This window comes from Haloarcula salinisoli, from assembly GCF_019599405.1.
Classification (GTDB): domain Archaea; phylum Halobacteriota; class Halobacteria; order Halobacteriales; family Haloarculaceae; genus Haloarcula; species Haloarcula salinisoli.
The window spans coordinates 999,917-1,023,433 of sequence record NZ_RKLQ01000002.1; the positions used below are offsets into that span (position 1 = coordinate 999,917).

Annotated in this window: 26 protein-coding genes; 14 read left to right on the forward strand and 12 right to left on the reverse strand. The window is 67.8% G+C overall.

Translation table 11 applies throughout. From position 1 onward, the window contains the following. Positions 1-25: 25 nt before the first annotated feature. Positions 26-673: an ArsR/SmtB family transcription factor gene (locus EGD98_RS14310; protein ID WP_220589039.1), complete on the forward strand. Its 648-nt coding sequence runs from the start codon at positions 26-28 to the stop codon at positions 671-673. Here the strand turns inward: EGD98_RS14310 and EGD98_RS14315 are convergent. Next, the gene (locus tag EGD98_RS14315) at positions 670-1,155 is read right to left on the reverse strand and encodes a hypothetical protein (RefSeq protein ID WP_220589040.1); all 486 of its coding nucleotides are present in this window, start codon (positions 1,153-1,155) and stop codon (positions 670-672) included. The genes EGD98_RS14310 and EGD98_RS14315 overlap by 4 nt on opposite strands. A gap of 172 nt (positions 1,156-1,327) precedes the next feature. On the opposite strand from EGD98_RS14315, the gene gatD reads away from it, so the two are divergent. The 3 genes from gatD to EGD98_RS14330 all read left to right on the forward strand — a co-directional run bounded on the left by gatD (position 1,328) and on the right by EGD98_RS14330 (position 5,037). Then, positions 1,328-2,575: a Glu-tRNA(Gln) amidotransferase subunit GatD gene (gene gatD / locus EGD98_RS14320; RefSeq protein ID WP_220589041.1), complete on the forward strand. Its 1,248-nt coding sequence runs from the start codon at positions 1,328-1,330 to the stop codon at positions 2,573-2,575. Between the two features lie 73 nt (positions 2,576-2,648). After that, the gene (locus EGD98_RS14325; RefSeq protein ID WP_220589042.1) at positions 2,649-3,785 is read left to right on the forward strand and encodes a CARDB domain-containing protein; all 1,137 of its coding nucleotides are present in this window, start codon (positions 2,649-2,651) and stop codon (positions 3,783-3,785) included. A gap of 331 nt (positions 3,786-4,116) precedes the next feature. Beyond that, complete coding sequence (locus EGD98_RS14330; protein ID WP_268899784.1) at positions 4,117-5,037, forward strand: GNAT family N-acetyltransferase; 921 nt, start codon at positions 4,117-4,119, stop codon at positions 5,035-5,037. 35 nt (positions 5,038-5,072) lie between these two features. Here EGD98_RS14330 and EGD98_RS14335 read toward each other — a convergent pair whose 3' ends face one another. Genes EGD98_RS14335 through EGD98_RS14345 form a run of 3 tightly spaced genes read right to left on the reverse strand, consistent with a single transcriptional unit; the run spans position 5,073 to position 8,070 of the window. Beyond that, positions 5,073-5,348 (reverse strand): ubiquitin-like small modifier protein 1, encoded by a 276-nt coding sequence (locus EGD98_RS14335; RefSeq protein ID WP_220589044.1) that lies wholly within the window; start codon positions 5,346-5,348, stop codon positions 5,073-5,075. 50 nt (positions 5,349-5,398) lie between these two features. Further along, on the reverse strand, positions 5,399-6,847 hold the full coding sequence (locus tag EGD98_RS14340) for a TrkA C-terminal domain-containing protein (RefSeq protein WP_425433352.1): 1,449 nt from the start codon (positions 6,845-6,847) through the stop codon (positions 5,399-5,401). Next, on the reverse strand, positions 6,844-8,070 hold the full coding sequence (locus EGD98_RS14345) for a potassium channel family protein (protein WP_220589045.1): 1,227 nt from the start codon (positions 8,068-8,070) through the stop codon (positions 6,844-6,846). The genes EGD98_RS14340 and EGD98_RS14345 overlap by 4 nt, the downstream gene beginning before the upstream one ends. Before the next feature lie 137 nt (positions 8,071-8,207). Here EGD98_RS14345 and EGD98_RS14350 point away from each other — a divergent pair, with 137 nt between their 5' ends. After that, positions 8,208-8,951, forward strand: a complete 744-nt coding sequence (locus EGD98_RS14350) for a hypothetical protein (RefSeq protein WP_220589046.1) — start codon at positions 8,208-8,210, stop codon at positions 8,949-8,951. A 111-nt stretch (positions 8,952-9,062) separates the two neighbouring features. On the opposite strand, the gene icd is transcribed toward EGD98_RS14350, so the two are convergent. Continuing rightward, positions 9,063-10,325: an isocitrate dehydrogenase (NADP(+)) gene (gene icd / locus EGD98_RS14355; protein ID WP_220589047.1), complete on the reverse strand. Its 1,263-nt coding sequence runs from the start codon at positions 10,323-10,325 to the stop codon at positions 9,063-9,065. Positions 10,326-10,409: 84 nt separating this feature from the next. Then, entirely contained in the window at positions 10,410-11,108 is a 699-nt protein-coding gene (locus EGD98_RS14360) for a hypothetical protein (protein ID WP_220589048.1), read from the reverse strand. A 58-nt stretch (positions 11,109-11,166) separates the two neighbouring features. Between EGD98_RS14360 and EGD98_RS14365 the strand changes: the two genes are divergently transcribed. Next, complete coding sequence (locus tag EGD98_RS14365) at positions 11,167-12,015, forward strand: isoaspartyl peptidase/L-asparaginase (protein ID WP_220589049.1); 849 nt, start codon at positions 11,167-11,169, stop codon at positions 12,013-12,015. 390 nt (positions 12,016-12,405) lie between these two features. Next, entirely contained in the window at positions 12,406-13,302 is an 897-nt protein-coding gene (map, locus tag EGD98_RS14370; RefSeq protein WP_220589050.1) for a type II methionyl aminopeptidase, read from the forward strand. Positions 13,303-13,499: 197 nt separating this feature from the next. Here map and EGD98_RS14375 read toward each other — a convergent pair whose 3' ends face one another. Continuing rightward, positions 13,500-13,697 (reverse strand): DUF7835 family putative zinc beta-ribbon protein, encoded by a 198-nt coding sequence (locus EGD98_RS14375; RefSeq protein ID WP_220589051.1) that lies wholly within the window; start codon positions 13,695-13,697, stop codon positions 13,500-13,502. 238 nt (positions 13,698-13,935) lie between these two features. On the opposite strand from EGD98_RS14375, the gene EGD98_RS14380 reads away from it, so the two are divergent. The 4 genes from EGD98_RS14380 (at position 13,936) to EGD98_RS14395 (ending at position 16,150) form a co-directional block, all read left to right on the forward strand. Further along, the gene (locus tag EGD98_RS14380) at positions 13,936-14,493 is read left to right on the forward strand and encodes an HIT family protein (protein WP_220589052.1); all 558 of its coding nucleotides are present in this window, start codon (positions 13,936-13,938) and stop codon (positions 14,491-14,493) included. 24 nt (positions 14,494-14,517) lie between these two features. Further along, complete coding sequence (locus EGD98_RS14385; RefSeq protein WP_220589053.1) at positions 14,518-15,432, forward strand: cation diffusion facilitator family transporter; 915 nt, start codon at positions 14,518-14,520, stop codon at positions 15,430-15,432. A 106-nt stretch (positions 15,433-15,538) separates the two neighbouring features. Next, positions 15,539-15,709 (forward strand): hypothetical protein, encoded by a 171-nt coding sequence (locus EGD98_RS14390; RefSeq protein WP_220589054.1) that lies wholly within the window; start codon positions 15,539-15,541, stop codon positions 15,707-15,709. Positions 15,710-15,757: 48 nt separating this feature from the next. Continuing rightward, complete coding sequence (locus EGD98_RS14395; RefSeq protein ID WP_220589055.1) at positions 15,758-16,150, forward strand: DoxX family protein; 393 nt, start codon at positions 15,758-15,760, stop codon at positions 16,148-16,150. A 24-nt stretch (positions 16,151-16,174) separates the two neighbouring features. Here EGD98_RS14395 and EGD98_RS14400 read toward each other — a convergent pair whose 3' ends face one another. The 3 genes from EGD98_RS14400 to deoC form a co-directional block, all read right to left on the reverse strand. Continuing rightward, positions 16,175-17,458, reverse strand: coding sequence for a tRNA (N(6)-L-threonylcarbamoyladenosine(37)-C(2))-methylthiotransferase (locus tag EGD98_RS14400; RefSeq protein ID WP_220589056.1), 1,284 nt, complete (start codon positions 17,456-17,458; stop codon positions 16,175-16,177). Between the two features lie 114 nt (positions 17,459-17,572). Then, positions 17,573-17,800, reverse strand: a complete 228-nt coding sequence (locus tag EGD98_RS14405) for a hypothetical protein (protein WP_220589057.1) — start codon at positions 17,798-17,800, stop codon at positions 17,573-17,575. Between the two features lie 2 nt (positions 17,801-17,802). Beyond that, positions 17,803-18,441, reverse strand: coding sequence for a deoxyribose-phosphate aldolase (gene deoC, locus EGD98_RS14410; RefSeq protein ID WP_220589058.1), 639 nt, complete (start codon positions 18,439-18,441; stop codon positions 17,803-17,805). A 162-nt stretch (positions 18,442-18,603) separates the two neighbouring features. On the opposite strand from deoC, the gene EGD98_RS14415 reads away from it, so the two are divergent. Next, on the forward strand, positions 18,604-19,437 hold the full coding sequence (locus EGD98_RS14415) for a DUF63 family protein (protein ID WP_220589059.1): 834 nt from the start codon (positions 18,604-18,606) through the stop codon (positions 19,435-19,437). Between the two features lie 9 nt (positions 19,438-19,446). On the opposite strand, the gene EGD98_RS14420 is transcribed toward EGD98_RS14415, so the two are convergent. Then, positions 19,447-19,671 carry a hypothetical protein gene (locus tag EGD98_RS14420; protein ID WP_220589060.1) on the reverse strand — a complete coding sequence of 75 codons (225 nt, stop codon included), beginning with the start codon at positions 19,669-19,671 and terminating at the stop codon, positions 19,447-19,449. 80 nt (positions 19,672-19,751) lie between these two features. Here EGD98_RS14420 and EGD98_RS14425 point away from each other — a divergent pair, with 80 nt between their 5' ends. Together EGD98_RS14425 and EGD98_RS14430 are read left to right on the forward strand one after the other, a co-directional pair. After that, complete coding sequence (locus tag EGD98_RS14425; RefSeq protein ID WP_220589061.1) at positions 19,752-20,477, forward strand: guanosine phosphorylase; 726 nt, start codon at positions 19,752-19,754, stop codon at positions 20,475-20,477. A gap of 61 nt (positions 20,478-20,538) precedes the next feature. Further along, positions 20,539-21,996: an HPP family protein gene (locus EGD98_RS14430; RefSeq protein ID WP_220589062.1), complete on the forward strand. Its 1,458-nt coding sequence runs from the start codon at positions 20,539-20,541 to the stop codon at positions 21,994-21,996. A gap of 272 nt (positions 21,997-22,268) precedes the next feature. Here EGD98_RS14430 and EGD98_RS14435 read toward each other — a convergent pair whose 3' ends face one another. Beyond that, the gene (locus EGD98_RS14435) at positions 22,269-23,429 is read right to left on the reverse strand and encodes an NAD-binding protein (RefSeq protein ID WP_220589063.1); all 1,161 of its coding nucleotides are present in this window, start codon (positions 23,427-23,429) and stop codon (positions 22,269-22,271) included. Between the last annotated feature and the right edge of the window lie 88 nt (positions 23,430-23,517).

Consider the following 23,517-nt stretch of genomic DNA (forward strand, 5'->3'; position numbering starts at 1 on the left):
AACCACGACCCATTACCCCAGGTGAATGGACTCCGCCGAGTTGCTCGACCTGCTTGGAAACGCCAACCGCCGGCGGATTCTGCGGCTGCTCGCGCACAAGCCCTGTTACGTGACCGAGATAAGCGAGTATCTCGGCGTCAGCCCGAAAGCTGTCATCGACCACCTCAAGAAGTTAGAGGGGGCGGGGCTGGTCGAGTCCCGGACCGACGACCAGCGCCGGAAGTACTTCTCCATCTCGCGGAACCTCCGGCTCGAAGTCCGGGTCTCGCCGTACGAGTTCGGGACCAAGAGCGCCTATCCAACGAGTGCCGGACTGGATATCTCGACCTGCCGGCACCTCTCTATCGAGGTCGAGGACGAGGACGGCGGTGACCTCCGGGACCTCGCGCGACAGCTCAGCCGGCTCGAACAGCTGGAAAACGAGCTCTCACTGGCCCAGCGGTGGGTCCAGGGCCGGGTGACCGACGTTCGGGACCGCTTCGACGAGGCCATCGAGAACGGCGAGGGGCGGCTGTACGCCGAGCTGGTGAGCGCGCTCACCCAGGGGCCGCTGTCGGTCCAATCACTGTCTCGTGAGGTCGAGGCCCCGCCGGAACTCGTCGAGAAGGCGCTGGGTCGTCTCGCGGAGGAGGACGTCGTCGAGCGGACCGACGAGGGCTGGCAGCTCCGCTAGAGCTCCCGGGTCAGCCCGTCGCGCAAGTCGCGCCCGAAGTAGTGACCCACGACAGCCAGCACGAGGCCGACAGCGGCGGCGATAGCGAACAGGCGCGTCCCGTCCAGGCCGGCAAGCACCTGTGGAAGCAGCGAGGTGACGACCGCCAGCCCGGCGAGCACACCGCCGGCGACGGCCGTCTCGACGTATCGACGCTCGCGGTCCAGCAGCCCGTGGAGGAACGAGCCGATGGGGATGCCGGCGAAGGCCGTGAACGGAATCATCGGGATGAGGCTCCCGAGCGTCATCCCGGCCCCGACGGCGACGAACGCGACTATCAGCGCCCGGACCGAAACGTAGCTGCCGCTGGATTCCTCGGCCGTCTCAGTGGCGTCTTCGGACAGTGAACCGAGTGTGGTGTCCGTCGTGTCGGTGGCAGTCGTCGCCACCGACTGGGCGTCCGCGTCCGATTCGCGGGTTCGATCCGCCGTCTGTTCGGACATACGTATACTCCGCTAGCGTGACGTATGTCCTTTATGGGCGCTGTCTGACGCCCGTCAGCCGCCGGGTGACCCCGGCAGCGGTCCGGCCGGGGTCGACTCCTGGTGGCACCGGCAGCGGTCGGGCCGGGGTCGAACGAGTGGGTTCAAGTCACGGCAGCCAGAACTGGCGGATATGAACGCAGGCGACCGGGTCCGTGTCGACCGCGCGGACCAGCGCTACGAGGGCGTCTTGCTCCCGTCCAGCACCGACGACCATCTGGTGGTCAAGCTCGACGGGGGGTACAACGTGGGTATCGACCGTGACGAAGCGAGCGTCGACGTACTCGAATCCGACGTCTACGACGTCGAGAGCGCCCAGGACGAGGAGAGCAGCTCCGAAATCGAGTTCGACGACGACCTCCCGACGGTGTCGCTCATCTCGACCGGCGGGACCATCGCCTCGACCGTCGACTACCGCACCGGCGCGGTGACGGCGCAGTTCGACGCCGAGGACGTCCTCCGGGCGGTGCCCGACCTCGCGGGAATGGCCAACTACCGCGGGCGCGTCGTCGCCAACATCCTCTCTGAGAACATGACGCCGGCGGTGTGGCAGGACCTCGCCCGCGCCGTCTACGACGAGATCGAGGCCGGGGCCGACGGCGTCGTCGTCATGCATGGCACCGACACGATGCAGTTCACCGCCTCGGCACTTTCTTTCATGCTCGATACGCCGGTGCCCATCGTCTTCACGGGCAGCCAGCGCTCGGCGGACCGTCCTTCCTCGGACAACGTGATGAACGCCGTCTCCGCGGTCGAGGCGGCCACGAGCGACTGCGCCGAGGTGCTCGTCTGTATGCACGCCGGGGAGTCAGACGACCGCTGTGCCCTCCACCGGGGCACTCGCGTGCGCAAGAACCACACCTCCCGCCGGGACGCCTTCGAGACGGTAGGTGCGAAGCCGCTGGGCACCGTGGATTACGACACCGACGGGGACAACTCGGTGTCGTTCCACCGGGAGTACCAGTCCCGGGGCGAGCAGGAGCTGGCCCTGCACGACGATCTGGCGACCGACGTCGAACTCGTCAAGTTCACGCCGGGCATGGACACCGCCGTCCTCGAAGCGGCCGCCCAGAGCAGCGACGGCCTCGTCATCGAGGGCACCGGGCTGGGCCACGTCAACACGGACTGGATATCCGTCGTCGACGACCTGGATATCCCCGTCGTGATGACCAGTCAGTGTCTGGAAGGCCGGGTCTGTGACCGCGTCTACGACACCGGCCGGGACCTGCTCGATGCGGGCGTTATCGAGGGCGAGGATATGCTGCCCGGCACTGCGAAGGTCAAGCTGATGTGGGCGCTGGCAAACAGCGACGACGTCGCGGACACGATGGGCGAGCCCCTGGCGGGCGAGATTCAGCAGCGGTCGACGCCGTGGCTGTGAACCGCCCGGGATAATTTCACGCCGCAGTGCGCGAAACCGATTGACTTTTATCCATGTCCTATCAGGACGTATTATGCGAAAGACAGCGCTGTCGGTACTCCTGGTTGCCATGGTGGTTCTCTCGGGCTGTTCGGCTCTGGAGAACACGGGTGGCAGTCAGACGCCGTCGGCGACCGGAACACCGGTCGAGACGGCGACGCCGACACAGACGGACATGGGGATGGCAAACGGGTCGGAGACAGAGACACCGGCGCAGTTCGACGCGTCGGTCCGGTACCCGAACGGCGGCGTCGCCGGCAACGAGTCGATAGTCCGGATAGACGTCGAGAACACCGGCGGCCAGCAGGGGCAGTACAACGCCACCCTGACCGCCGACGGCGAGCAGGTCGCGACCGAGTCGGTCACGCTCGACGGCGGGGCGTCCACGACTGTCTCGCTCACGCACACGTTCGAGACCACCGGCCAGCACGACCTCTCGACGGGCACCAGTAGCAGGACGATACAGGTGTACGATTCGGCCCGCAACTTCACCGACGCGGCGATGGAGCGAGTCGAGACCGCCCGTATCGAGGAGTCCAACACGGTCGACGCGGCCGTGTCGGCCAACGAGACGACGTTCAATATCACTGCCGAGGGCTCGGCGACTATCCGGAAGAACTACGCCGCCGAGACCCAGTACAGGAACGTAACGACGCGGACCACGCTCTTCGGTCAGACCTCTGTCGAGCGGACAGAGGAGTGGACGGTCGACGGGACGGTCTTCAGCCGGACCATCGGTGACGACGGGGAGCGCGACTACACCCGCGAGCCGTCCGACGAGTTCGAGGACGACAACCCACTGGAGAACGACACGGTTCTCGACTACCTCAGCACCGAACACACCGACGACGAGTACGTGTTCATCGTCGAGACCGAGAACTCCGCCGAGTCGACAGAACTGCTGCGCTCCTTCCGTGAGAGCGACGATGAGAGCGACAACAGTGGACCGTCCGCCGAGTCCATCGACGAGCTCTACTTCGAACTCCGGTACGACCGCCAGACCGGGCGCAGTACCACAGAGTTGATACGATTCAATGCCAGGAGCGGGGAAGATTACGATTCGTTCGAGTTCACCAGCCGACGGGAGTACGTCGCGTTCAACGAGACGGTGTCGGTCGAGGTCCCCGGCGAGGTACGGGACCGTGCGACGCCGGTGAACGACAGCGGCTGACCGAGGGGACGTTCTCCGAGACGGTGACGCTGCCCCAGGGCGGCGTCGCGGGCGAGCAGTCGGACGCCCGCATCCGTCGAACAACACGGCGAGTTCGGAACGGGAGTACGAGGCGACGCTGACCGCCGACGGGACACAGATCGCGAGCGAGTCGGTCACGGTCACCCCGGAGGAGTCGACGACGCTCGCGCTTACCCACACGTTCGAGGAGACGGGTGAACACACCATCTCGGTCGGCAACCGGACCCGGACGGAGTCGTAGGGTCGACCCGTCGGGGTCCCGACCCCTGCTGGCCCGGCCGGGAGACTGTTGCTTCGACGCTGTGGCTTTTTGCGCTCCGGGAACCGACGATACCGCATGGACTCGACCGTCCGACAGGCCCGCCTCGACGACGCCGACGACGTCGTATCGTTCGCCGAGCAGGTGTGGAACGAGCGCCCCGACACGGTCGATTATATCCCCGACGTGTTCGCCGACTGGGTCGAGAGCGACGGTCCCGACCAGCACACCGTCGTCGCCGAGGTCGACGGCACCGCCGCCGGGCTCTGTCAGGTGGTCCTGCTGACCGACCACGAGGCGTGGTTCCAGGGGATGCGCGTCGACCCCGACCACCGCGGCGAAGGACTGGGCCTTTCGATGGTCGAGCACTGTTTCGACTGGGCCCGCCAGCGGGGCGCGACGGTCGGGCGCAACATGGTCTTTTCCTGGAACGACGCCGGTCTCGGCCAGTCGGTCGCAGCAGGGTTCGAGCCCGACACCGCCTTTCGCTTCGCCCACCCCGAACCCGACACGGATGCCGATCCCGACGTTCCCGTGCGGAACGACCCCGACGCCGCGTGGAGCTACTGGACCGCAAGCGACGCCCGGACACACCTCTCTGGGCTGGCGCTCGACCCGGACCGGGCGTGGGCGCTCTCGGAACTGACCCGCGACCGACTCCACCGGCTGGCCGACGAGGAGGCCGTCCTCGCGGTCACGGCCGACGGCACGACCGGGATGGCCTGCCGAACCGGGACGAGGTCGGAGCCGTCGGGCGATGGTGCGCTCGCCGAGTACGCCGTCGGCGCGTGGGACGACCGCGGGGCGGCCGCGTCGCTGTTCGACGCGATTCGCGCCGATGCGGCCGCCCTGGAGGTGGAGGAGACGCGTGTCCTCATCCCCGAGACCCCGCGCCACGTCGCCGAAGCTGCGGCTGTCCGGGCCGAACTGGCCGACTGGCCCGACTTCGTTCTCTCGGCGGACCTGACCTGAGACGCTGTTTCCCCCAAAACGCTGCTGGGTATCTCTTAGCCCCCACTCACCGGCGGAAACAGTGCGAGCTCCATCTCCGCTGTTACGACGGTGTCTAGCCCCTCCCGGGCGGCGAAGGCGTCCTCACCGTCGACCAGCAGCCGGATGTGCTCGGCCAGCTCGCCGTCCTCGAACAGCTCCGCGCGCAGTGGCGGCTCGGCCTCGACCAGCGCTGTGAGTGCGTCCTCGACGGTCGCGCCTGGCTCGACGTCGACGCTGACCGTCTCGTCACCAGCGGTGTCGCGGAGGTGTGCGAACAGCTTCCACTCCATACACAATACCCGAGAGCGCCACCCTTGAGGGTTGTGACACCGCTCAACGCTCAGTTCCGCGGCCCCTCGTCTGTGGCGCCGGTGTTCTCGCCGTCGGTACCACTGGCGGATCCGTCGCCGGTGGGCTCGTCGTCGGTACCACTGGCGGATTCGTCGCCGGTGGGCTCGTCGTCGCCCTCCCCGAGGAGGTCCCCGTCGGCCGGTTCATCGGCCGCCGGCTCGTCGGCGGTCTCGCTGGCGTCGTCGGCCCCGTCGTCTTCGACACCGTCGCCACCGTCCGCGTCGTCTTCGATACCGTCTCCCTCGTCCGTGTCCTCGGGCACCGCCGCTGGCCGCTGTCGGTTCGCGGCGGTCTCGACGCGCCGGAGCGCCTCCGGCGTGGCGATGGCGTATATGACGTCGCCGTCGTCGAGCACGCGCTCGCGGGAGGGAATCGGCTCCGGCGGGCTGTCGGGCTGTGTGATGGCCGCGACGGTGACGCCCAGCTCGCCGATGGGCGTCCCTGCGAGCTCGCTGCCTGCCGGGACCGTGATGGTCCCCATCGTCTCGTCGGCGGCCCGGAGCAGGGAGGCGAACTCACGGTCCGGGCGGTCCTGGACGGGGAGCGTGACCAGCTTGTACTCCCTGGTCGGGTCGAGCTTGGGCGTGTCGGCCGCGTCGATGGCGATGGTCACTACGTCGCCCGCGACGCCGCGTAGCTCGCCGGTCAGGACGCGTTCGTGAGGGTCGGTGTCCCACACTTGCACGAGGTCGCCGGAGCTGGCGGCGTTGGCCGGGTCGGCCCGCACCGCGACGGCGTTGGTCGCCGGCGGGAGCGTCGGGCCGATGCCGGCGGCCCGCGAGCCCACGGCGATGTAGTCGACGGTGCCGTCGTCGTCGAGTTCGAGGTCGACGTGACCGACGCCGTAGTCGGTCTTGAGCCGGCTGACGAGCCGGTCGCGGAGTTCGGCCTTCGTCAGCCGGCGCGGGAAGAGAAACCGCTTGCCGGCCAGCGACTGTTTCGTCTCCTCGGGCATCGGGTCGTAGCCGACGATGTCGTCGATGTCGTCGGGCAGCTTCACCGAGGTGACCCGACCCACCGTCTGGACGATTTCGCTCACGTCCGCGTCGACGGTGCGCCCGCCGGTCGCGGCAAAGAGGTCCGTCCCGACGGCGTCGCCGACCCGGATACCGACCGAGGAGCCCGCGGCCCCGAGCGCGAAGGCGCCGAGATTCGGGAGCACGTCGCTCGTCTGGAGGATGGCCTCCTCGGCCTGCGGGTCCGAGATGACGGCGCCGAGCGCGCCGGTCGCCCCGACGTACACCGAGACGACCGTCAGCCCGAAGAGCACGCCCAGTCCGGTCGGGACGCGCTCGCGGACGTACCAGCGGTACACCACGGCGACGAGGCCCGCCGCGACCGCGGCGGCGAACCCGACGCCCAGGAGCCACGCCGCGAGCAGGACCGGGTCCTCGGTGGTCGGGTTGCTCTGGAGGGGGACGAGCGTGTCGGCGCTCATGCGACCGCCTCCTCGAACGCGTCGAGCGCGTCCGTGGTCCCGACGACGTACAGCTCCTCGCCGGCGACGAGCTCGGTGTCGCCACGCGGCGCGAGGCGCCAGCCACCGGGTTTCCGCACCGCAAGCACCGCGACGCCGTAGTGGTCCCGGACCCGCGCCTCGCGGAGCGACTGGCCGTCGAGTTCGCTCTCCGCGTCGAGTGTCACCCGCCGGAAACGGTTGCCGGCCCGTCGCAGCAGCGAGATGAGTTCGTACTCGCGACGGGTTCCACGCGGTTCGACCACGACTTTCGCGCTGTCGGCCCGCAGGAGCGGGCCCGCGTCGGTTCGGGTCACCGCGACGGTGAGCCGACCCTCCCCGCCGGCGGTCGTCGGCGCCCGCACGCCTGCCGGCGGCGCGTCGGCGTCGGCCACATCCGGCGTCTCGGGTGTCTCGACGGGTTTCGCTTCGTCTGTGTCCGTGGTTCGCGCGCTGACCACGGTTCCCCTGACCTCGGCGTCGGGGGTCAGCACCGTCACCTCGTCCTTGCGCCCGAGGCCGGTCGGGAGCAGGGCGTCGACCGACACCGCGTGTCGCCCGTCGCTGATTCGCTTCGACAGCCCCGAGAAGGGCGGCGCGGCGGTGATACTCGCACGGCCCTGCTCGTCGATGCTGACGGCGACGTCGCCGAGGTCGAACTCCGTCTTCAGGCGCTCTTCCATGCGGGTCTCGAGTTCACCGATACGGAGGTCGACGGGGAACGTCCACTCGCCGCCCCGTATCTCGGCCCGCAGCGACTCGGGCAGGGGCGGATACCCCTCCATGTCGGACACGTCACCGACCACGCGGATGCGAACCTCGTCGCGCCCACCGACCAGTTCCACCACGTCCGCCGACAGGCGCTTGTCCCGCAGTCCCTGCAGCGAGAGTCGTTTCGGGAACGTCGCGCCCATCTTGTCCCCTTTGCTGTGGGCGTACAGCGACACCATCCCGACCAGCAGGATGGCGGTGACGACGCGCTCGGCGTTGGGCGCCGACGTAATCGACTGGTCGGCGAGTGCCAGTAACCCGCCGCTGACGCCGGCCAGCGCGATAGCCAGCACGACGACACCCAGGCCGGGGATGGTCACCCCGGTGAAGTACTTGAACGCAAAGCCCATGGCCCACGAGACCAGCGCCGGGATGACGCCGACGAGTAGCCCCAGATAGATGCCGAGCAGAATCTCGACGGGGAGGGAAGCCATGTGCCCACGGAACCGTTCCGGTAGTAAATCGTTTCCGGCGCGGTCTCTGCGGTGTGCGCTTTTTCGCCGCCAGCAACGCACCGCTCTTCCCGCGTCGTCGGCACAAACGGTTTGCCCGACCGCACGGATTGGTGTGTATGGTTCGTGGCCGCGCCGTCGCCGTGGTCGCCCTGGTCCTGCTGGCGGGCTGTCAGGGGTTCGACGGCGGCGGTGACAAGACGGTAACGCCTGCACCGGTCCCGACCGCCAGCGGCGAGGGGGTCGGCGACGCGGACGCGATAGCCGAGCGACATCGGGCGGCGCTCTCGAACCGCTCGTACACGGCGACTGCGGTGTGGCGAGTCACGTATCCGAACGGCTCCACGGGCCGGCTCACCGACACCTTCGTCGTCAGCGATGGTCCCACCTACAGCTACGAGCGTCGCCAGCGCGGCTCGTACCCAGGGGACCGTGACGACATCAGCATCTATCAGACCGACGATACCGAGTTCGTCAGGCTAAGGGCGGAAAATGGGACGACGGACGTTCGCACGCGACCGACCACCGGGTTCGACGACACCTCGCTGTCGGATTTCGTCCGGGGTCTGCTGGACCGGTTCGACCTGGCCGTCGAGCAAACGACTGACCGGGCTGTACTCACCGGGAGTCAACACGAGTTCCGTACGATACCCCTCCCGGGCGACCTCCGAAATGGCCGGAACGCGACCGTCGAGGCCACGATACGGGACGGCGTGGTCCGGCAGATGACGGTTTCGGGTCGGGCGGACCATCCCGATTCCGGTCAGTCGGTCGGGGTTTCCATATCGCTCACCGTCGAGCGGGTCGGCCGGAGCGAACCGGAACGGCCGGCGTGGGCGAACGAGTCAGCTGCCGGTGGCTGACGGCGGCGGGGCTACGGGAGCGGGCAGCGAAAAAACGGTGGTGTCGCGAGGCCGATTACGCGAGGTCCTCGATATTCTGACGGTTTCGCCGTCAGAGTCCAGAAACTGGCTTCAGGCCAGTTTCTGGATGTTCTCGACCACAGCGTCGGCAAAGTCGGAGGTCGAGAGCTTCTCGCCGCCCTCGATCTGTCGCTCGAGGTCGTAGGTGACCTTCCCGCTGGAGATGGTCTCCTCGACGGCGTCGCGAACGAGCTGGCCGGCGTCCTTCCAGCCCATGTATTCGAGCATGAGTCGACCCGACAGGATCATCGCGGTCGGGTTGACCTTGTTCTCGCCGGCGTACTTCGGGGCCGAGCCGTGGACCGGCTCCGCGAGACAGCGCGCTTCGCCGAAGTTCGCGCCGGGGGCGATGCCCAGCCCGCCGATCTGTGCGCCGGCGGCGTCGGACATGTAGTCCCCGTTCAAGTTCATCGTCGCGATGACGTCGTACTCGCCGGTGCGGGTCAGGAGCTGCTGGAGCATGTTGTCCGCGATGCGGTCGTTGACGACGAGCGTGCCCTCGGGCTGTTCGCCGTCGTACTCCTCCCAGAGCTCGTCCTCGGTGATAACGTCCTCGCCGTACTCCTCCTCGGCGACCTCGTAGCCCCAGTCACGGAAGGCGCCCTCGGTGAACTTCATGATGTTGCCCTTGTGGACCAGCGTGACCGAGTCGCGGTCCTCCTCGATGGCGTAGTCGATGGCCTCACGGACCAGTCGCTTGGTGCCAAACTCCGTGATGGGTTTGACGCCGATGCCGACCGGACCGTCGTGGATGGTCTGGTCGAAGTCCATCTCGTCCTCGACGAACTCCTTGACCTCCTGGACCTCGTCGGTACCGGCTTCCCACTCGATGCCGGCGTAGACGTCCTCGGTGTTCTCCCGGAACGTGACCATGTCCATCTCGCTGGGGTCTTTCACGGGAGAGGGGACGCCGTCGAGGTGGTAGGTCGGGCGGACGTTAGCATAGAGGTCCAGCGTCTTCCGGAGCGCGACGTTCAGCGAACGGAAGCCGGCGCCGACGGGCGTCGTCAGCGGCCCCTTGATCGCGACGTTGAACTCCTTGATGGCCTCGACGGTGTCGTCGGGGAGGTTCTCGTCGTACATCTCGCGGGCGCTGGAGCCGGCGTAGACGCGCATCCAGGAGATGTCTCGGCCGGTGGCGTCGGCGGCCGCTTCGAGGACCTTCTGGGCGGCCGGACCCACGTCCGTCCCGATACCGTCCCCGTGGATGATGGGGATGATCGGCTGTTCCGGCACGTCCAGCTCGTTGTCCTCGGTAACTTCGATCTGCTGTCCCTCGTCCGGGACATCCACTTTGTCGTAGTCGTAGCCCATATCGCGCCCCATGACAGTTATCCCTAAAGGGCTGCCGTTTTCCCGACGACATGGTAACGCACACCACCCGAAGACGCGGCAATACTACCGGACCGCGTCGACCATCGCCTGCAGTTCTCGCGGGACCGTCGACACCAGTGCCCGTGGGAGTCTGCGGCGGGCGTTCGCGAGGGAATCGTCCAGTGCTGCGCTCGCGTCACCGAAGACCCCATCGCCGTGGCCCAGCAGGACGCGGTCGGGCTCGATATCGGCGAACGTCTCACGTGGCGGGGACAGGCGCGCGAGGACGTTCAAGCCGAGCCGTTCGTCACCGACAGTAAAGGCTGCGCCCGAGGAGAGCACGTCCGGCACGTACAGTGTCCCGTCGCGCTCGCGGTAGGCGACGGTCTCCATCCACGTGCCGAGCGGGCTGACCCGTCGGAGCTCGAAGCCGGCCAGCGAGTCAGTCACGCGGCGGACGGGTGGGTCGACCTGTTCGGCGGCTCGGTCCAGTCCCGTCGGTACCGTCACCGGCACGTCGTGGCGCTCGGCGAAGACCGCGGCGTCGCGGGCGTGGTAGTCGGACAGCACCGCGACACCGACGACCTGGCCGAGGTCGGCGTAGACGGCGTCGACGCCCTGGGCGTCCAGCGGGTCGACCAGCCAGACGCCGCCGTCTGGCACCTCGACCGCGTGACTCGTCCGCAGGCCGCCTTCCTCGGGGACTGCTTGCCAGCCGACGCCGCGGTGCCAGCGGTCGACCACGCGGTAGTCGGTGTCCCTATCGCGTCGGTACATGGGCATGGCCGACGGCTCTGCTGCCGGGGGAATATGTTTTCCGCTCGACACCACAAGATGGGGTATGTACGTCACCGCCCACGGCGGTGCCGGCAGCCCACCCGAGGAGCCGGCTGACCGCCAGCGGGCCCTCGCCGACGCGGTCGCGAGCGCCGCGACGGCCGACACGCCACTCGCAGCCGTCTGTCTGGCCGTCCGCCCGCTGGAACTGGACCCCGATTTCAACGCCGGCGTCGGCGGGGCCGTCCAGAGCGACGGCGTCGTCCGCACGGAGGCCGGTGTGATGGCCGACGAGGGGACTGCGGGCGCCGCGGCGGGATTGACGGGCGTGGCACACGCCACAGACGTGGCTCGTCTCGTCGCCACGGAGACGCCCCACCTGCTCGTCGCCGGCGACCCCGCCCGCGAGCTGGCGGCCGCTCACGGCGTGGACACCGGGGTTACCCTGCTGACCGACGCGACCGACGGGCGAATCGAGGCGGCGGACCCGCCACCCCTCGCCAGCGACGCCCATCTCGACTGGGTCCGCGAGCACTTTTCGGGCACCGACACCGTCGGCGCTGTGGCGACCGACGGCGACCGTCTGGCGGCGGCCACCTCCACGGCGGGGCGGTGGTTCGCGCTCGCCGGCCGCGTCGGCGACGTGCCCCAACTTGGTGCGGGCTTCTTCGCCGACGACCGAGGTGGCGCGAGTGCGACCGGCGAGGGCGAGGCAATCGCCCGCTTCGGCCTGGCTCGCCGCGCCGTCGAACTCCTCGATACGTTCAGCCCCCGGGAGGCCGCCAACGAGGCTATCGCCGAGTTCAAACGCGAGACCGGGGGACGGGCGGGTGTTCTCGTGCTGGACCACGAGGGACGTGTCGGGCGTGAACACAACACTGCCGCGATGCAGACTGCGCGAACTGACGACTGAGGCTTGCCTGCGGTCACTAGCGGAATTTCGTAGAGCCAGGAAGCCCCCGCTTTCAGTCTCGCCTGTAGCCGATTGGACAACCGGCGTGGGTGGACTGAAAAGGGCGGCCAGTTGCACGAACCCCCGACGACGCAAGCACTGCAGGGAACGGAGTGACTGAAGCGCGCAGCGAGTCGCGGGAGTGTAACTGGCCGGGGCTTTCTGGCTGTTTGGGGTGCTGTGAAGGGATACTGCTAGCATCGCGTTCTGGCTGTTTGCGGAGTGGTTGACGGCCAGAGCTAGCGCGGCGTTCCGGCTGGTCTGGATTGCAGTCCTCGCCCGCTTGACGAACACGCCTGCATCTGCTAGCGAACACAAACGCTTTCGGCGGCCGGCCCGGAGTCGTCGGGTATGAGCGACGTCGATTTCGAAGCCGAGCAGTACGAGAAGTGTCGCGAGGCCGGCGAGATACTGGCCCAGGTACGCGACGAGGCCGCCGAGCGCGTCGAGGTCGGGGTCTCCCACCTCGAAGTCGCCGAGTGGGCCGAGGACAAGATTCGGGAGCTGGGCGGAGAGCCGGCGTTCCCGGTCAACATCTCCATCGACGAGGAGGCCGCCCACGCGACGCCGGAACGGGATGACGACACCACGTTCGGCGAGGAGATGGTCAACCTGGACATCGGCGTCCACGTCGACGGCTGGCTGGCCGACACCGCGGTGACGGTGGACCTCTCGGGCCAGGACGAGCTGGCCGCCGCCTCCGCGGAGGCGCTTGACGCGGCTCTGGAGGTCGCCGGCCCCGGCGTCGACGTGGGTCAGATCGGCGCCGCCGTCGAGGACGTCATCGAGGGGTACGGGTTCAACCCCGTCGTCAACCTGACCGGCCACGGGCTGGGCCACTGGGAACAACACACCGCGCCGAACATTCCGAACCGCGAGGTAGCCCAGGGGGCGACGCTCTCGCCGGGCGACGTGGTCGCCATCGAGCCGTTCGCGACCGACGGCCGCGGCAAGGTCAAGGAGGGCTCCAGCGAGGAAATCTTCGCGCTCGAACGCGAGGGCAATATCAGAGACCGCACCGCCCGGCAGGTGTTAGACCAGGTCACCGAGGAGTTCAAGACGCTGCCCTTCGCCGCCCGCTGGCTCGACTCGCCGCGGTCGAAGATGGCGCTACGCCGACTCAAACAGCAGGACATGGTCCACGGCTATCCGGTGCTGAAGGAGGAAGATGGAAAATTCGTCAGTCAGAAGGAACACACTGTCATCGTGACCGACGACGGCGTGGAAGTGACGACAAGATCGCGGTAGCGCGGTCACTCGTGACCGCGGACGGCGAGGCCGCGGTAGGCTATCTGTCCGCGCTCGCTTGCGAGCGCGAACGGGGGATTTGGGCCGTGAGCCCGCGCCGGTACTCGCTGTTCACACCGAGCGCCTGAGCCGTGCCGCACCCACGTCAGCTGGCGAGCCGGCGGCTACCCGGCAGTCGAACAGTGAGAATAGCCCGTCTACGCGTTGTTCATCCGCGTGCTCGTGGTCGCACCACAGATCTGGCATTCGCTGACCCGGTATGGCTCCCGCGAGAACTCCGCGTTTTCCTGCTTGGTGCTCTCGGTCTGTATCTCGACGCTGACCGCGTGGGGTGTATCTCGTTCGCAGTCGGTACAGGTCTCGGACATATCGACCCCGTCGTTTGTGGTGGCCATCCTACTACGAACTCCCTTGGAAAACAGCATAAAAACCCTCTACCGTTCCAGTTGTTCAGACGGTTCATGCGCCGAAAGGAAGCCGACTGCGGTGGGCGACGGTTACCAGCGTCGAGAGCGCGCTTGGCCGCCGTTCTCAACGAGTGATATTCGGTTCATCGGTGTGAACGGCCGGTATATTTAAATACTAGAAACGGCCGGTCGAAGTGGTTTTGCACCGGCGTCCAGAGCCACCTGTATGGACAGCGTGTTCGCGCCGTGGCGCATCGACTGGGTCGAACGTGAGGACAAGAACCCCGACACTGACTGTGTCTTCTGTGCGTTCCGGGACGAGGAGGCAGACCGCGAGAACCGCGTCGTCGCCCGGAGCGACCACGCGTTCGTCCTGCTGAACAACTACCCGTACAACCCCGGACACGTGATGGTCATCCCCCACGCACACACCGGCGAGTACGGCGACCTCGACGACGAGACGCTGCTGGACCACGCCAGGCTGAAACAGCGGACCTTCGACGCCCTGGAGCGTGGCATGGGGCCAGATGCTTTCAACGCCGGCCTGAACCTCGGTGGGAAGGCGGCGGGTGGCTCCATCGACGACCACCTCCACACCCACGTCGTCCCGCGATGGGAGGGTGACACCAACTTCATGCCCGTCGTGAGCGACACGCAGGTCATCGTCGAGGCAGTCGAGGACAGCTACGACCGGATACACGAGGGGTTCGCCGAGCAGGACGGCACCAGCGTCCCCGGACCGGACGCAGCCGTACGGGTCGAAGCGCCCCCGAAGGGGCTTTAGGGCCGACCGACAACTGGAGGATAGATGTCCCGGCGCGACACACTCCGGCGGGTCGGCCTCCTCGTGCTGGGTGTCAACCTCGCGCTGGCGCTGCTGAAAGGCGCCGTCTGGCTCTCCACGGGGAGTCTGGCCGTCCAGAGCGAGGCGGTCAACAGCACCGCCGACACCGCCTACTCGCTGGTCATCGTCGCCGGGCTCTACCTGACGACCCAGCCACCGGATTTCGAACACCCCCACGGTCACGAGCGCATCGAGCCGTTCGTCTCGCTGTTCGTCGCCGCGGGTATCTTCGCCGCGGGCGGTATCGTGCTCTTCCAGGCCGGTCGGGCGCTGCTTTCGGGCACCGTCGCCTCCACCCAGGGCCCCTACGCCGTCGGCGTGCTCGTGCTGTCGGCGGCCGCGAAGTACGGCCTCTATCGGTACTGTCTCGCGGCCGGCGACGACTCCCACTCCCCGGCGCTGGTGGCGACGGCAAAGGACAACCGCAACGACATCCTGACCGCCGGGGCAGCGCTGGTCGGTGTCGTCGGCGCGTCGGCCGGCTACCCACTGTTGGACCCGCTGGCCGCCGTCGTCGTCGCCGTCGGTATCCTCTACACCGGCTACGAGGTCGTCCGGGACAACGTCGCCTATCTCGTGGGTGCCGCCCCGCCCGCGGACCTCCGGCGGGAGATTCTCGAACGCGCGCTGGCCCACGACCAGGTGGAGGGCGCCCACGACGTCATCGCCCACTACGTCGGCCCCGAGATCGACGTGAGCCTCCACATCGAGGTCGAGGGCGAGCTGACGCTGTACGAGGCCCACGATATCGAGACCGAGGTCATCCAGTCCATCAAGGCGTTGCCGGAGGTCGACGACGTGTTCGTCCACGTCGACCCGAAGGAACTGGGCGAGTGGAAGGACGACGACGAGGTCGAGCGGCTGGCCGACCTGGAGTGAGCGGGACGGTCGTCGCGCCGCTGTCGAGCCTGACGCCCACCCCTGCCAGCGGGACTCCCGGCGGGACCGCCGGGGGTTTCCCGCCACGGACCGTAGGTTTACGAACATGGCACATATGACAGCGGAACTCGACGACGGAACCGAGATAACCGGTATCGAGGAGGTCGTCGAGGGCTCACACGGCGTCCACCTGAAGAAAGAAATCAAGAACAACAACATCGAGCGCGTCGCCTACATCCCCTATCCGAAACTGGCCTACGTCTACCACGACCAGTAGTCCGAATTCGCGTCGGATTTTATTACAGACGATGCCGTGTGTTGTGGTATGACAGACGACAGCGAAACGGACGGCACGACGTTCAGACTCGGGCGACTCGTCTTCGGTCTCGGGATGGCCCTGCAGGCCTCCGAGGACTTCCGGGACATGGACGACACCGTCGAGTACGCCGAGTCGGCGGGGGTCCCGTTTCCCGACCGTATGGCCCCACTGGCCTCGGGGATGATGCTCGTCGGCGGCCTGGGGGTCGCGTTCTGGCGGCTGCCACGCGTCGCGACCGGCGCGGTGACGAGCTTTCTCGCGGTCGTCACCCTGACCATGCACGACTTCTGGAACGCCGACCCGGACGACCGCGACGGCGAACGGCTGGCCTTCTTCGGCAACCTGGCGATGTTCGGCGCGGCTGTGGCGTTCCTACACGAGGCCTGGCGTTCCGACTGAACGCGATTCCCGTTAAAAACCGCCTCAGTCCGCCAGCACCGGTCGCTCGACGGGCTCGCCGAAGGCGTAGACGGTGCTGTGACTCGTGATTTCCACGTCGACGAAATCACCGACTTCTAGCCCGCGCTCCTCGGCGTCGACGATGACGACCTGGCGGTAGGCCTCGTCGTAGCCCACCAGCGACTCGTCGGTCCCGTCCTCGACCAGGAGGACCGACGAGGTCCGGCCGACCATCTCCTCGTGGGCCGCACCGACCACGTCCATCTTCAGTTCGCTCATGGCCTTCGAGCGGTCCTTCTTCGTCTGGCCGCCAAGTCCCTTCATGTCCGCGGCGTCGGTACCGGGCCGCTTCGAGAAGCGTGTGACGTTGATCTTCTCCGGTGTGGTCTCCCGGAGCAGCTCCATCGACTGCTCGTGGTCGGCGGGCGCCTCGGTCGGGAAGCCGACGATGAAATCCGTCGAGAGCGTCCAGTAGTCGAGCGCGTCGTCGAACGCCTCGACGACTTCGAGATACTCCGAGACGCTGTGCTGGCGCCGCATCTCCGCGAGCACGTCGTCGGAGCCGGACTGGACGGGCGCGTGGATGAAGTTGTACAGTTCGTCGTGTTCGGCAAAGACCGCCGCGAGTTCCTCGCGAACGCCGTGGAGTCCCTTGGGGTTCGCCATCCCGACCCGCACGCGAAACTCCCCGTCGATTTCGGTGCAGATGCGTTCGAGGAGTTCGGGCAGGAGACTCTCGCCCTGGTTGGTGTCCCAGCCGTAGACGCCGGTGTCCTGGCCGGTAATCCGAATTTCCTTCGCGCCAGCGTGGACCAGCGCGCGGGCCTTCTCGACGTTCTCCGTCACCGACGGCGACTCGATGCGCCCGGTCGCCTGCTTGGTGATGCAATAGGAGCAGTCGCTCATACAGCCCCGGGCGATGGGGAGGATGCCGACGACGCCGTTGATGACCGTCTCCGTGTCCGCCGTCACCGTCGGACACTCGCCGTTCAGCACGTACTGTGGTACGTCGTCCCAGTGGAGCACTTCGGCGTCGAGGCCGGCCTCGTGGAACTCCTCGCCCTGTGCGAGTGCCATACAGCCCGTGACGACGAGGTCGGCAGGGGTCTCCGCATCCAGTTCTTTGGCCCGGCTGAGCATATTGCGCTCGGTCTTCTCGAGCACCGTGCAGGTGTTGAGGATGGCCACGTCGGCCGATTCGGGACCGTCGGCCGGGTGGTGGCCCCCCTCGCGGAGCGCCTGCTCTATCTGCTGGGTCTCACCTCTGTTGGAGGTGCACCCGTACGTCTCGATGTGATAGCGGGCCATCGGTTGCTAGGACGCAGTATCTTTGCGGGCAAAAGTGCGACGGATTGGCCGTCCGCACTGGCCGAGCGCGTGTCGAGGGAGCGGTCGGCGTCCCGGACGCCACTGCACTCCGGCTCACCAGAACGTCAGGAGTTCGAACAGGACCCGGAAAACCGGGAACCGTCGCTCGTCTGTCTGATACCGGAGGCTTAGCATCGTCCCGGCTGCGAGGACGGCGAGCCCAGCCAGCGGACCGACCAGCAGGGGCGGCAGGCTCGCGCTGACAGTCGCGGCCCACGTCGCGGCGACGGCCACGAGTACAGCGAGCGGCGTCGCGTCGGCCAGAGCGGTCAGGAAGGCCACTATCACTCACCACGCGTCTCGCGCCACTCCTCGACGATGACGTCACCGGCCGAGGCCCCGATACGGTCCGCACCGGCCTCGAACATCGCCTCGGCGTCGGCCCACGAACCGATGCCGCCGCTGGCTTTGACGGGGCGGTACTGGCTGAGCAGTTCGACGTCCTCGACGGTCGCCCCACCCTCGGAAAACCCTGTGGCGGTCTTGAGATAGTCGGCACCGGCGTCGGCGACCAGTCCGCCGACGCGGTGGAGCTCCGATTCGGAGAGCAGCGGGGCTTCGACGATGACTTTCACCGGGATGGGGACGCTCGCGACGACCTCAGAGAGGTGGTCGCGGACGGCGTCGTCCTCGCCGGCCTTGAGCCGCCCGACGTTACAGACCACGTCGAGTTCGTCGGCGCCCTCGTCCCACGCGGTCCGGGCGGCCGAACAGACGGCGTCGGTCGCGCCCTGACCGTGCGGAAAGTCGATAACCGCGGTCAGGGGGACGTTCGCGTAGTCGTTCGCCAGCCCCAGCGCCCACGGCGGGAGACAGGCCCGCATGCCGTACTGCAGCGCCGCGTCCAGACAGTCACGGACCGCGTCGGGCCCCGTCGTCGGTCCCAGCACCGTGTGTTCGATACGGTTGGGTACGTCGTCCATACCCGGTACTCAGATGGCACGTACCTAAACGTCCCGGGCGGAGCCGGTGTGTCGAAGCGACGTCCCGGTGTGGGCCGCCCGAGCGGTCTGTTTCTATCAGTACCCTGTACTGTTCGGTATGGGGCCGGAAGCTTTTCATCTACTGAGGGCGGGGTGGGGGATATGGTACTGCCGACGGGGTTCGCGCTGCCGCCGCTGCCGTATCTGGTCGTGCTCGTCGGCGGCGTCGTTCTCATCGCTGCGCTGCTGGTGGCTCTGGAGCCGCCCGTCGACCAGCGGACCGTCGTCGCCCTGGCGCCGTGGATGGCCCTGGGCGGCGCGCTGCACGCGCTCAACCAGCCCCCCATCGAACTCTACGACGCGGCGCTCGCGCCGCTGTTCGGGACGCCGTCGGTGTATCTCACTACGTTCAACACGATGGGGACGGTGTGGCTCCTGCTGTCCTTTCTGGGCGTCCGACTGGGCCACGACGAGAACATCCCCCGGAACCTCGGGCTCGTCGGCACCGGTATCCTGACCGTTATCCTGGTGCTCTCTGCCATCACTGCCCTTCGCTCCGGCATCATCGACCCCGTCTGGTCGCCGCTCGCGGTGCTTCTCTCCCTGTTCGTCGCTGCTATCGCCGTGCTCGCGGTGGCGCTCTGGCGGACGCCGCTGGTCATCAGGGCGCGCTATGCCGCCCCGGTGGTCATCTTCGCACACGTCTTCGACGGTATCTCGACGGCCATCGGGACCGACGTCCTCGGCGTCAGCGAGCGCTCCCCCGTTCCCCGCGCAATCATGGAGTTTGCCGGCGGGCTGCCGACGGCTTCGACCATCGGGAGCGGCTGGCTGTTCGTCCTCGTGAAGCTGGTCGTCGCGGTCGCCGTCGTCGTCCTCATGGACGACTACCTGCAGGAAGAGCCGGTCGAGGCGAGCCTCCTCCTCTCACTGGTGGCCGCCGTCGGACTCGGGCCGGCGACGAACAACGTCGTTCTGTTCCTCTTTGCGGGCTGACTGGAGTCGTCACTCCTCCTGTGACAGGTGCTGGGAGAGGTTCCGGTACATGATTCCGTAGAGGAACGCTGCGGACAGAATCGCGTAGGGGGCCACGAGAACCCACGGCTGGCCCCCACCGGTCGCGATACGCTGGCCCTTGATGGCCAGGAAGCCGAGAATCAATCCGAACACCGCTGCGTAGATGGCCGGTTTTCGCATTCGCGGGTGAAACAGAGAGATATCGTCGCTCATAGCTGGGGTGTTGCGACGCACCCACCTCATTGTTCCGGAGAATCCCCGCCGGTTTTACCCCCCGGCGTCGAACGGCCCCCATGGCTAAACAGCCCCATCTGCTGGTGGAACCGGGCGACCTCCACGACCTCGTCTTGCTGCCGGGCGACCCCGGCCGCGTCGACCGCATCGCCGGTCACTGCGAGGACAGCGAGGTCGTCGCACAGAACCGCGAGTACAAGCTCGTCAACGCGACCTACGAGGGACGGGACCTGACCATCTGTTCGACCGGTATCGGCTCGCCGTCGGCCGCAATCGCCGTCGAGGAACTCGCGGCCGTCGGCTGTGAGACGTTCGTCCGCGTGGGCACGACCGGTGCCCTCCAGTCCGGCATCGACATCGGTGACATGGTCGTCGCCACCGGCGCCGCGAAGGACGAGGGGACCACGGAGCGCTACGAGGACAAAGCCGTCCCCGCGGTCCCGGACTACGACGTGCTCTCGGCGCTCGTGGACGCGGCGGAAGCGAACGGCGAAGACGTACACGTCGGCCCCGTCGCGACGGACGACGCCTTCTACGCCGAGACCGAGGCATACGTCGACGCCTGGGAGGCCGCCGGGCTGCAGTGTGTCGAGATGGAGGCCGCCGCCATCTTCTCGCTGGCCCGCCGGAAGGGGCTGGCCGCCGGCGCTATCTGTACGGTCGACGGGAACCTCGTCGAGGGGACCCAGAAGGGCGAGACCGACGCCGACGAACTCCCCGAGAAAGCGAAGAACAACGTAGAGCGAGCCATCGACATCGCGCTGACCGCTGCGACGACGCTCTGAATCACAGACTGCAACGGACCGTGGCCGGTGTGCTTAGGATGGCCGAGTCCCAGGCATAGATATGTTCGAGGAGTTCGTCCAGCGTGTCCGCGCCCTCCTGGGCCGGCTCCGCCGCGCCGAGCGGCGAGAGCTACGGGAGTTTCGCCGCTGGGCGGAGACGACCGACCGGCTCGTCCACCTCTCGGTGCTCGTCTTTGTCCCGCTGCTCATCGGGCTGGTGACGCTGCTGTCGAACGCCGTTCCGCAGCTTTCCTTCCTGCTCTTTCCGCCGCTGGCCTCGGGCAGTTACACGCTGTTCGTGGACCCGCGCGGGAAGTACGCCGACCCCGTGCAGTTCGTCGCGGGGCTGACCATCGGCGCGGCCTGCGGGCTGGGGGCGTTGTGGGTGGCGACAGCGGTGCTCACGCTTCCCTCGGGACAGTTTCAGGTGGCTGCCGGGGCGGCGGTGCTCGCGACGCTCGCGACGGGGCTCATCACGTGGCCATTCGACATCGAGGAGCCCTCTGCGTACTCGACGGCGCTGCTGGCGCTGCTGGTCCAGCCGACCCAGCGGCTGACCTTCCTCGGGAGCATCTTCCTCGCGAGTTCCATCGTCGCCGTCGTCTTCGTCGTCTGGCGCAACCGCTTCTACGACCGCCGGGCGACCGTGCTGTACGAGTCGACCACCGGTGACGACCACGTGCTGGTCCCGATGCGTGGCGAGCACGCCCACGCGACGGCGATGCTCGGCGCGCGTCTGGCCGCGGCCCACGAGGCCGGCAAGGTAGTGTTGCTGGATATCGTCAGTGACACGGGCGCCGCCGAGACGGAACGAGCGATGCTGAACGGCGGCGTCGAAGCCGGTACCGTCGAGGCGGGCGGCGTGAATAAAACCGACCAGGTGAGCGACGCGGTCCGCGAGCGGGTCGAACGGCTGGAGTCTCGCGCTGCGACCATCGAGACGCGGGTCGGCGTCCCCTGTCAGGTCGTCGTCGCGACCGGCGAGGAGTCGGCGGCGGCGACGACGCTGCAGGCCGCCGAGTCGACGAACTGCGACCTCATCGCGGCGCCATACGAGAGCGAACACGGCGCCTTGACGACGTATCTCCGGGAGCTGTTCCGCGGTCGGTCGGACGTGCTCGTCCACCGCTCGCGCAACGGCCGCACCCGCTGGCGGCGGGTACTGGTCCCGGTCAGACGGGCCAGCGACGTGGCCCACCACATGGTCGATTTCGCCGTCCGGCTCGCCGGCGGGAGCGGGCGTGTCGCGGTCGCGACCTGCATCGGCGACAGCGGGGACCGCCGTCGCGCCGAGTCGATGCTTGCCGACCTCGCCGAACCGTTCGTCGGCGATATCGAGACCCGCGTCAGCGGCACCGACATCCACTCGTTTCTGGGCCGGGCGAGCCCGGAGTACGACCTTGTCATCATCGGGGCGAGCCAGGACCGTAGCGCGGCCTCCCGCTTCATCACGCCGCCGACGTTCGAGCGCCTGGACGACCTCGAGACGGACGTCGCTATCGTCGACCGGAGTCACTGAAAACGCGTCCGCCCTCGCTACTGCTCTCCGGCTCACTTCGCTCGCCGGTTCGCTTCGAGGTCGGCGCTGGGCGCCGCCCTCGCTACTGCTCACGGCTCACTCTGTTCGCCGTTCGCAATTCGAGACGATTCGCTCCTCGGGTCACTTGTTCCCCGTTCCGCATCGAGGGCCGTGCTACGCACGCCCCTCGCTTCGCTCATCGTCTCGCTACTGCTCTCCGGCTCACTTCGCTCGCCGGTTCGCTTCGAGGTCGGCGCTGGGCGCCGCCCTCGCTACAGGTCGCCGCCGTCCTCGACCTCTAGCAGGTGGTCGGCGACGCTCTCCATCCCCTCCCGGCCCAGTGCCGACTGGACCAGCAGGTGCCCGCCGATTACCGCCGGGCTGATGACGGTGTCGGCGCCCGCACGGCGGAGTTTCTCGACGTTCTCGCGGTCGGTCGCGGCGGCGACGATGTTCAGGTCGCTGTTGAGCGCCCGGGCGGTCAGGATGGCTAACGCGTCCTGGGCGTCGTCGTTCGTGGCCGCGACGACCGCTCGCGCGTCGTCGATGCCCGCCCGAAGCAGTGGGGCCTCGTCGCTCGGGTCGTCGGTGAGCACGGCGATGTCCCGCTGTTGCAGCCGAGCTGCCTTCTCCTGGTCCGGCGTCACAACCACGAAGTCGGTCGCGTCCACCAGTTCGTCGATTATCGGTTCGGTCAGGTCGCCGTAGCCCAGAACCACCACGTGGTTCTCGAGCAGGTCCAGTTGTGCATCAGTCATGTTTCCGAGTGCCTCCGAGAGGCGTTTCTCGATGGCGGGCCCCAGCAGGGTCCCCAGCGCGATGGCGAAGCTGGCCGTCCCCAGCAGCACCACCGACATCCCGAACAGTGTCGCCCGGTCGGTCGCCGGCGTCACGTCGCCGTAGCCGACCGTACTGGCTGTGACGAGCGTGTAGTAGAAGGCGTCGGTGAGCGTCGCGACCCCGTTGAACTCCTCGCGCAGCGCCCACGTGCCGACGGTGCCGTACACCTGCGCACCGAGCAGCGCCGCCCCGGCGGCGAGCTGGGCCGTCGAGAGGTCGAACTCGCGGTCGAAGCGGTGGCGGTTGACCAGCAGCGTCGGCAGCGACACCAGCGAGAGGACGACCAGCGGCGCCGACAGCGGCGACGACTGGACGATACCCTGCAGCGCCGACACCGGGAGCAAGACGACGGTCAGATACCACGCGGCCCGCAGCCGCTTGCGCAGCCCCGCCACGCTCACGAGCAGCGTAAACCCCGTCAGCGCGCCGGTGAACCCGGCGGCTAGCTGGAAGCTCTCCGGGATGGCGGTCCCCAGGACGCCGCTGATGGGGGAGGTGATGTTCGCGACACCAGTGACGAAGGATAGCACCGCGACGAGCGTCGGCAGCAGTATCGTCGCCCGGGCGCTGAGCCACTCCCGCGACCAGTCCATATCACCTCGTCACCATCGGTGGCTGTAAATGTACTGTCCCGGCAGCCGATGCGACAGCCCGTGCCACGCCGCAATCCGAACGTTCAAC

What these genes read in the sequence shown, in the direction of transcription:
- deoC (WP_220589058.1), bottom strand. Translation starts at nt 18,441, where the DNA reads ATGGACGACGTACCCAACCGTATCGAACACACGGTGCTGGGACCGACG.
- EGD98_RS14400 (WP_220589056.1), bottom strand. Translation starts at nt 17,458, where the DNA reads ATGGCCCGCTATCACATCGAGACGTACGGGTGCACCTCCAACAGAGGT.
- EGD98_RS14310 (WP_220589039.1), top strand. Translation starts at nt 26, where the DNA reads ATGGACTCCGCCGAGTTGCTCGACCTGCTTGGAAACGCCAACCGCCGG.
- EGD98_RS14425 (WP_220589061.1), top strand. Translation starts at nt 19,752, where the DNA reads ATGGCTAAACAGCCCCATCTGCTGGTGGAACCGGGCGACCTCCACGAC.
- EGD98_RS14395 (WP_220589055.1), top strand. Translation starts at nt 15,758, where the DNA reads ATGACAGACGACAGCGAAACGGACGGCACGACGTTCAGACTCGGGCGA.
- EGD98_RS14365 (WP_220589049.1), top strand. Translation starts at nt 11,167, where the DNA reads ATGTACGTCACCGCCCACGGCGGTGCCGGCAGCCCACCCGAGGAGCCG.
- icd (WP_220589047.1), bottom strand. Translation starts at nt 10,325, where the DNA reads ATGGGCTACGACTACGACAAAGTGGATGTCCCGGACGAGGGACAGCAG.
- EGD98_RS14420 (WP_220589060.1), bottom strand. Translation starts at nt 19,671, where the DNA reads ATGAGCGACGATATCTCTCTGTTTCACCCGCGAATGCGAAAACCGGCC.
- EGD98_RS14375 (WP_220589051.1), bottom strand. Translation starts at nt 13,697, where the DNA reads ATGGCCACCACAAACGACGGGGTCGATATGTCCGAGACCTGTACCGAC.
- EGD98_RS14435 (WP_220589063.1), bottom strand. Translation starts at nt 23,429, where the DNA reads ATGGACTGGTCGCGGGAGTGGCTCAGCGCCCGGGCGACGATACTGCTG.
- EGD98_RS14380 (WP_220589052.1), top strand. Translation starts at nt 13,936, where the DNA reads ATGGACAGCGTGTTCGCGCCGTGGCGCATCGACTGGGTCGAACGTGAG.
- EGD98_RS14385 (WP_220589053.1), top strand. Translation starts at nt 14,518, where the DNA reads ATGTCCCGGCGCGACACACTCCGGCGGGTCGGCCTCCTCGTGCTGGGT.
- EGD98_RS14390 (WP_220589054.1), top strand. Translation starts at nt 15,539, where the DNA reads ATGGCACATATGACAGCGGAACTCGACGACGGAACCGAGATAACCGGT.
- EGD98_RS14430 (WP_220589062.1), top strand. Translation starts at nt 20,539, where the DNA reads ATGTTCGAGGAGTTCGTCCAGCGTGTCCGCGCCCTCCTGGGCCGGCTC.
- EGD98_RS14415 (WP_220589059.1), top strand. Translation starts at nt 18,604, where the DNA reads ATGGTACTGCCGACGGGGTTCGCGCTGCCGCCGCTGCCGTATCTGGTC.
- EGD98_RS14360 (WP_220589048.1), bottom strand. Translation starts at nt 11,108, where the DNA reads ATGCCCATGTACCGACGCGATAGGGACACCGACTACCGCGTGGTCGAC.
- EGD98_RS14335 (WP_220589044.1), bottom strand. Translation starts at nt 5,348, where the DNA reads ATGGAGTGGAAGCTGTTCGCACACCTCCGCGACACCGCTGGTGACGAG.
- EGD98_RS14340 (WP_425433352.1), bottom strand. Translation starts at nt 6,847, where the DNA reads ATGAGCGCCGACACGCTCGTCCCCCTCCAGAGCAACCCGACCACCGAG.
- gatD (WP_220589041.1), top strand. Translation starts at nt 1,328, where the DNA reads ATGAACGCAGGCGACCGGGTCCGTGTCGACCGCGCGGACCAGCGCTAC.
- EGD98_RS14350 (WP_220589046.1), top strand. Translation starts at nt 8,208, where the DNA reads ATGGTTCGTGGCCGCGCCGTCGCCGTGGTCGCCCTGGTCCTGCTGGCG.
- map (WP_220589050.1), top strand. Translation starts at nt 12,406, where the DNA reads ATGAGCGACGTCGATTTCGAAGCCGAGCAGTACGAGAAGTGTCGCGAG.
- EGD98_RS14325 (WP_220589042.1), top strand. Translation starts at nt 2,649, where the DNA reads ATGCGAAAGACAGCGCTGTCGGTACTCCTGGTTGCCATGGTGGTTCTC.
- EGD98_RS14315 (WP_220589040.1), bottom strand. Translation starts at nt 1,155, where the DNA reads ATGTCCGAACAGACGGCGGATCGAACCCGCGAATCGGACGCGGACGCC.
- EGD98_RS14345 (WP_220589045.1), bottom strand. Translation starts at nt 8,070, where the DNA reads ATGGCTTCCCTCCCCGTCGAGATTCTGCTCGGCATCTATCTGGGGCTA.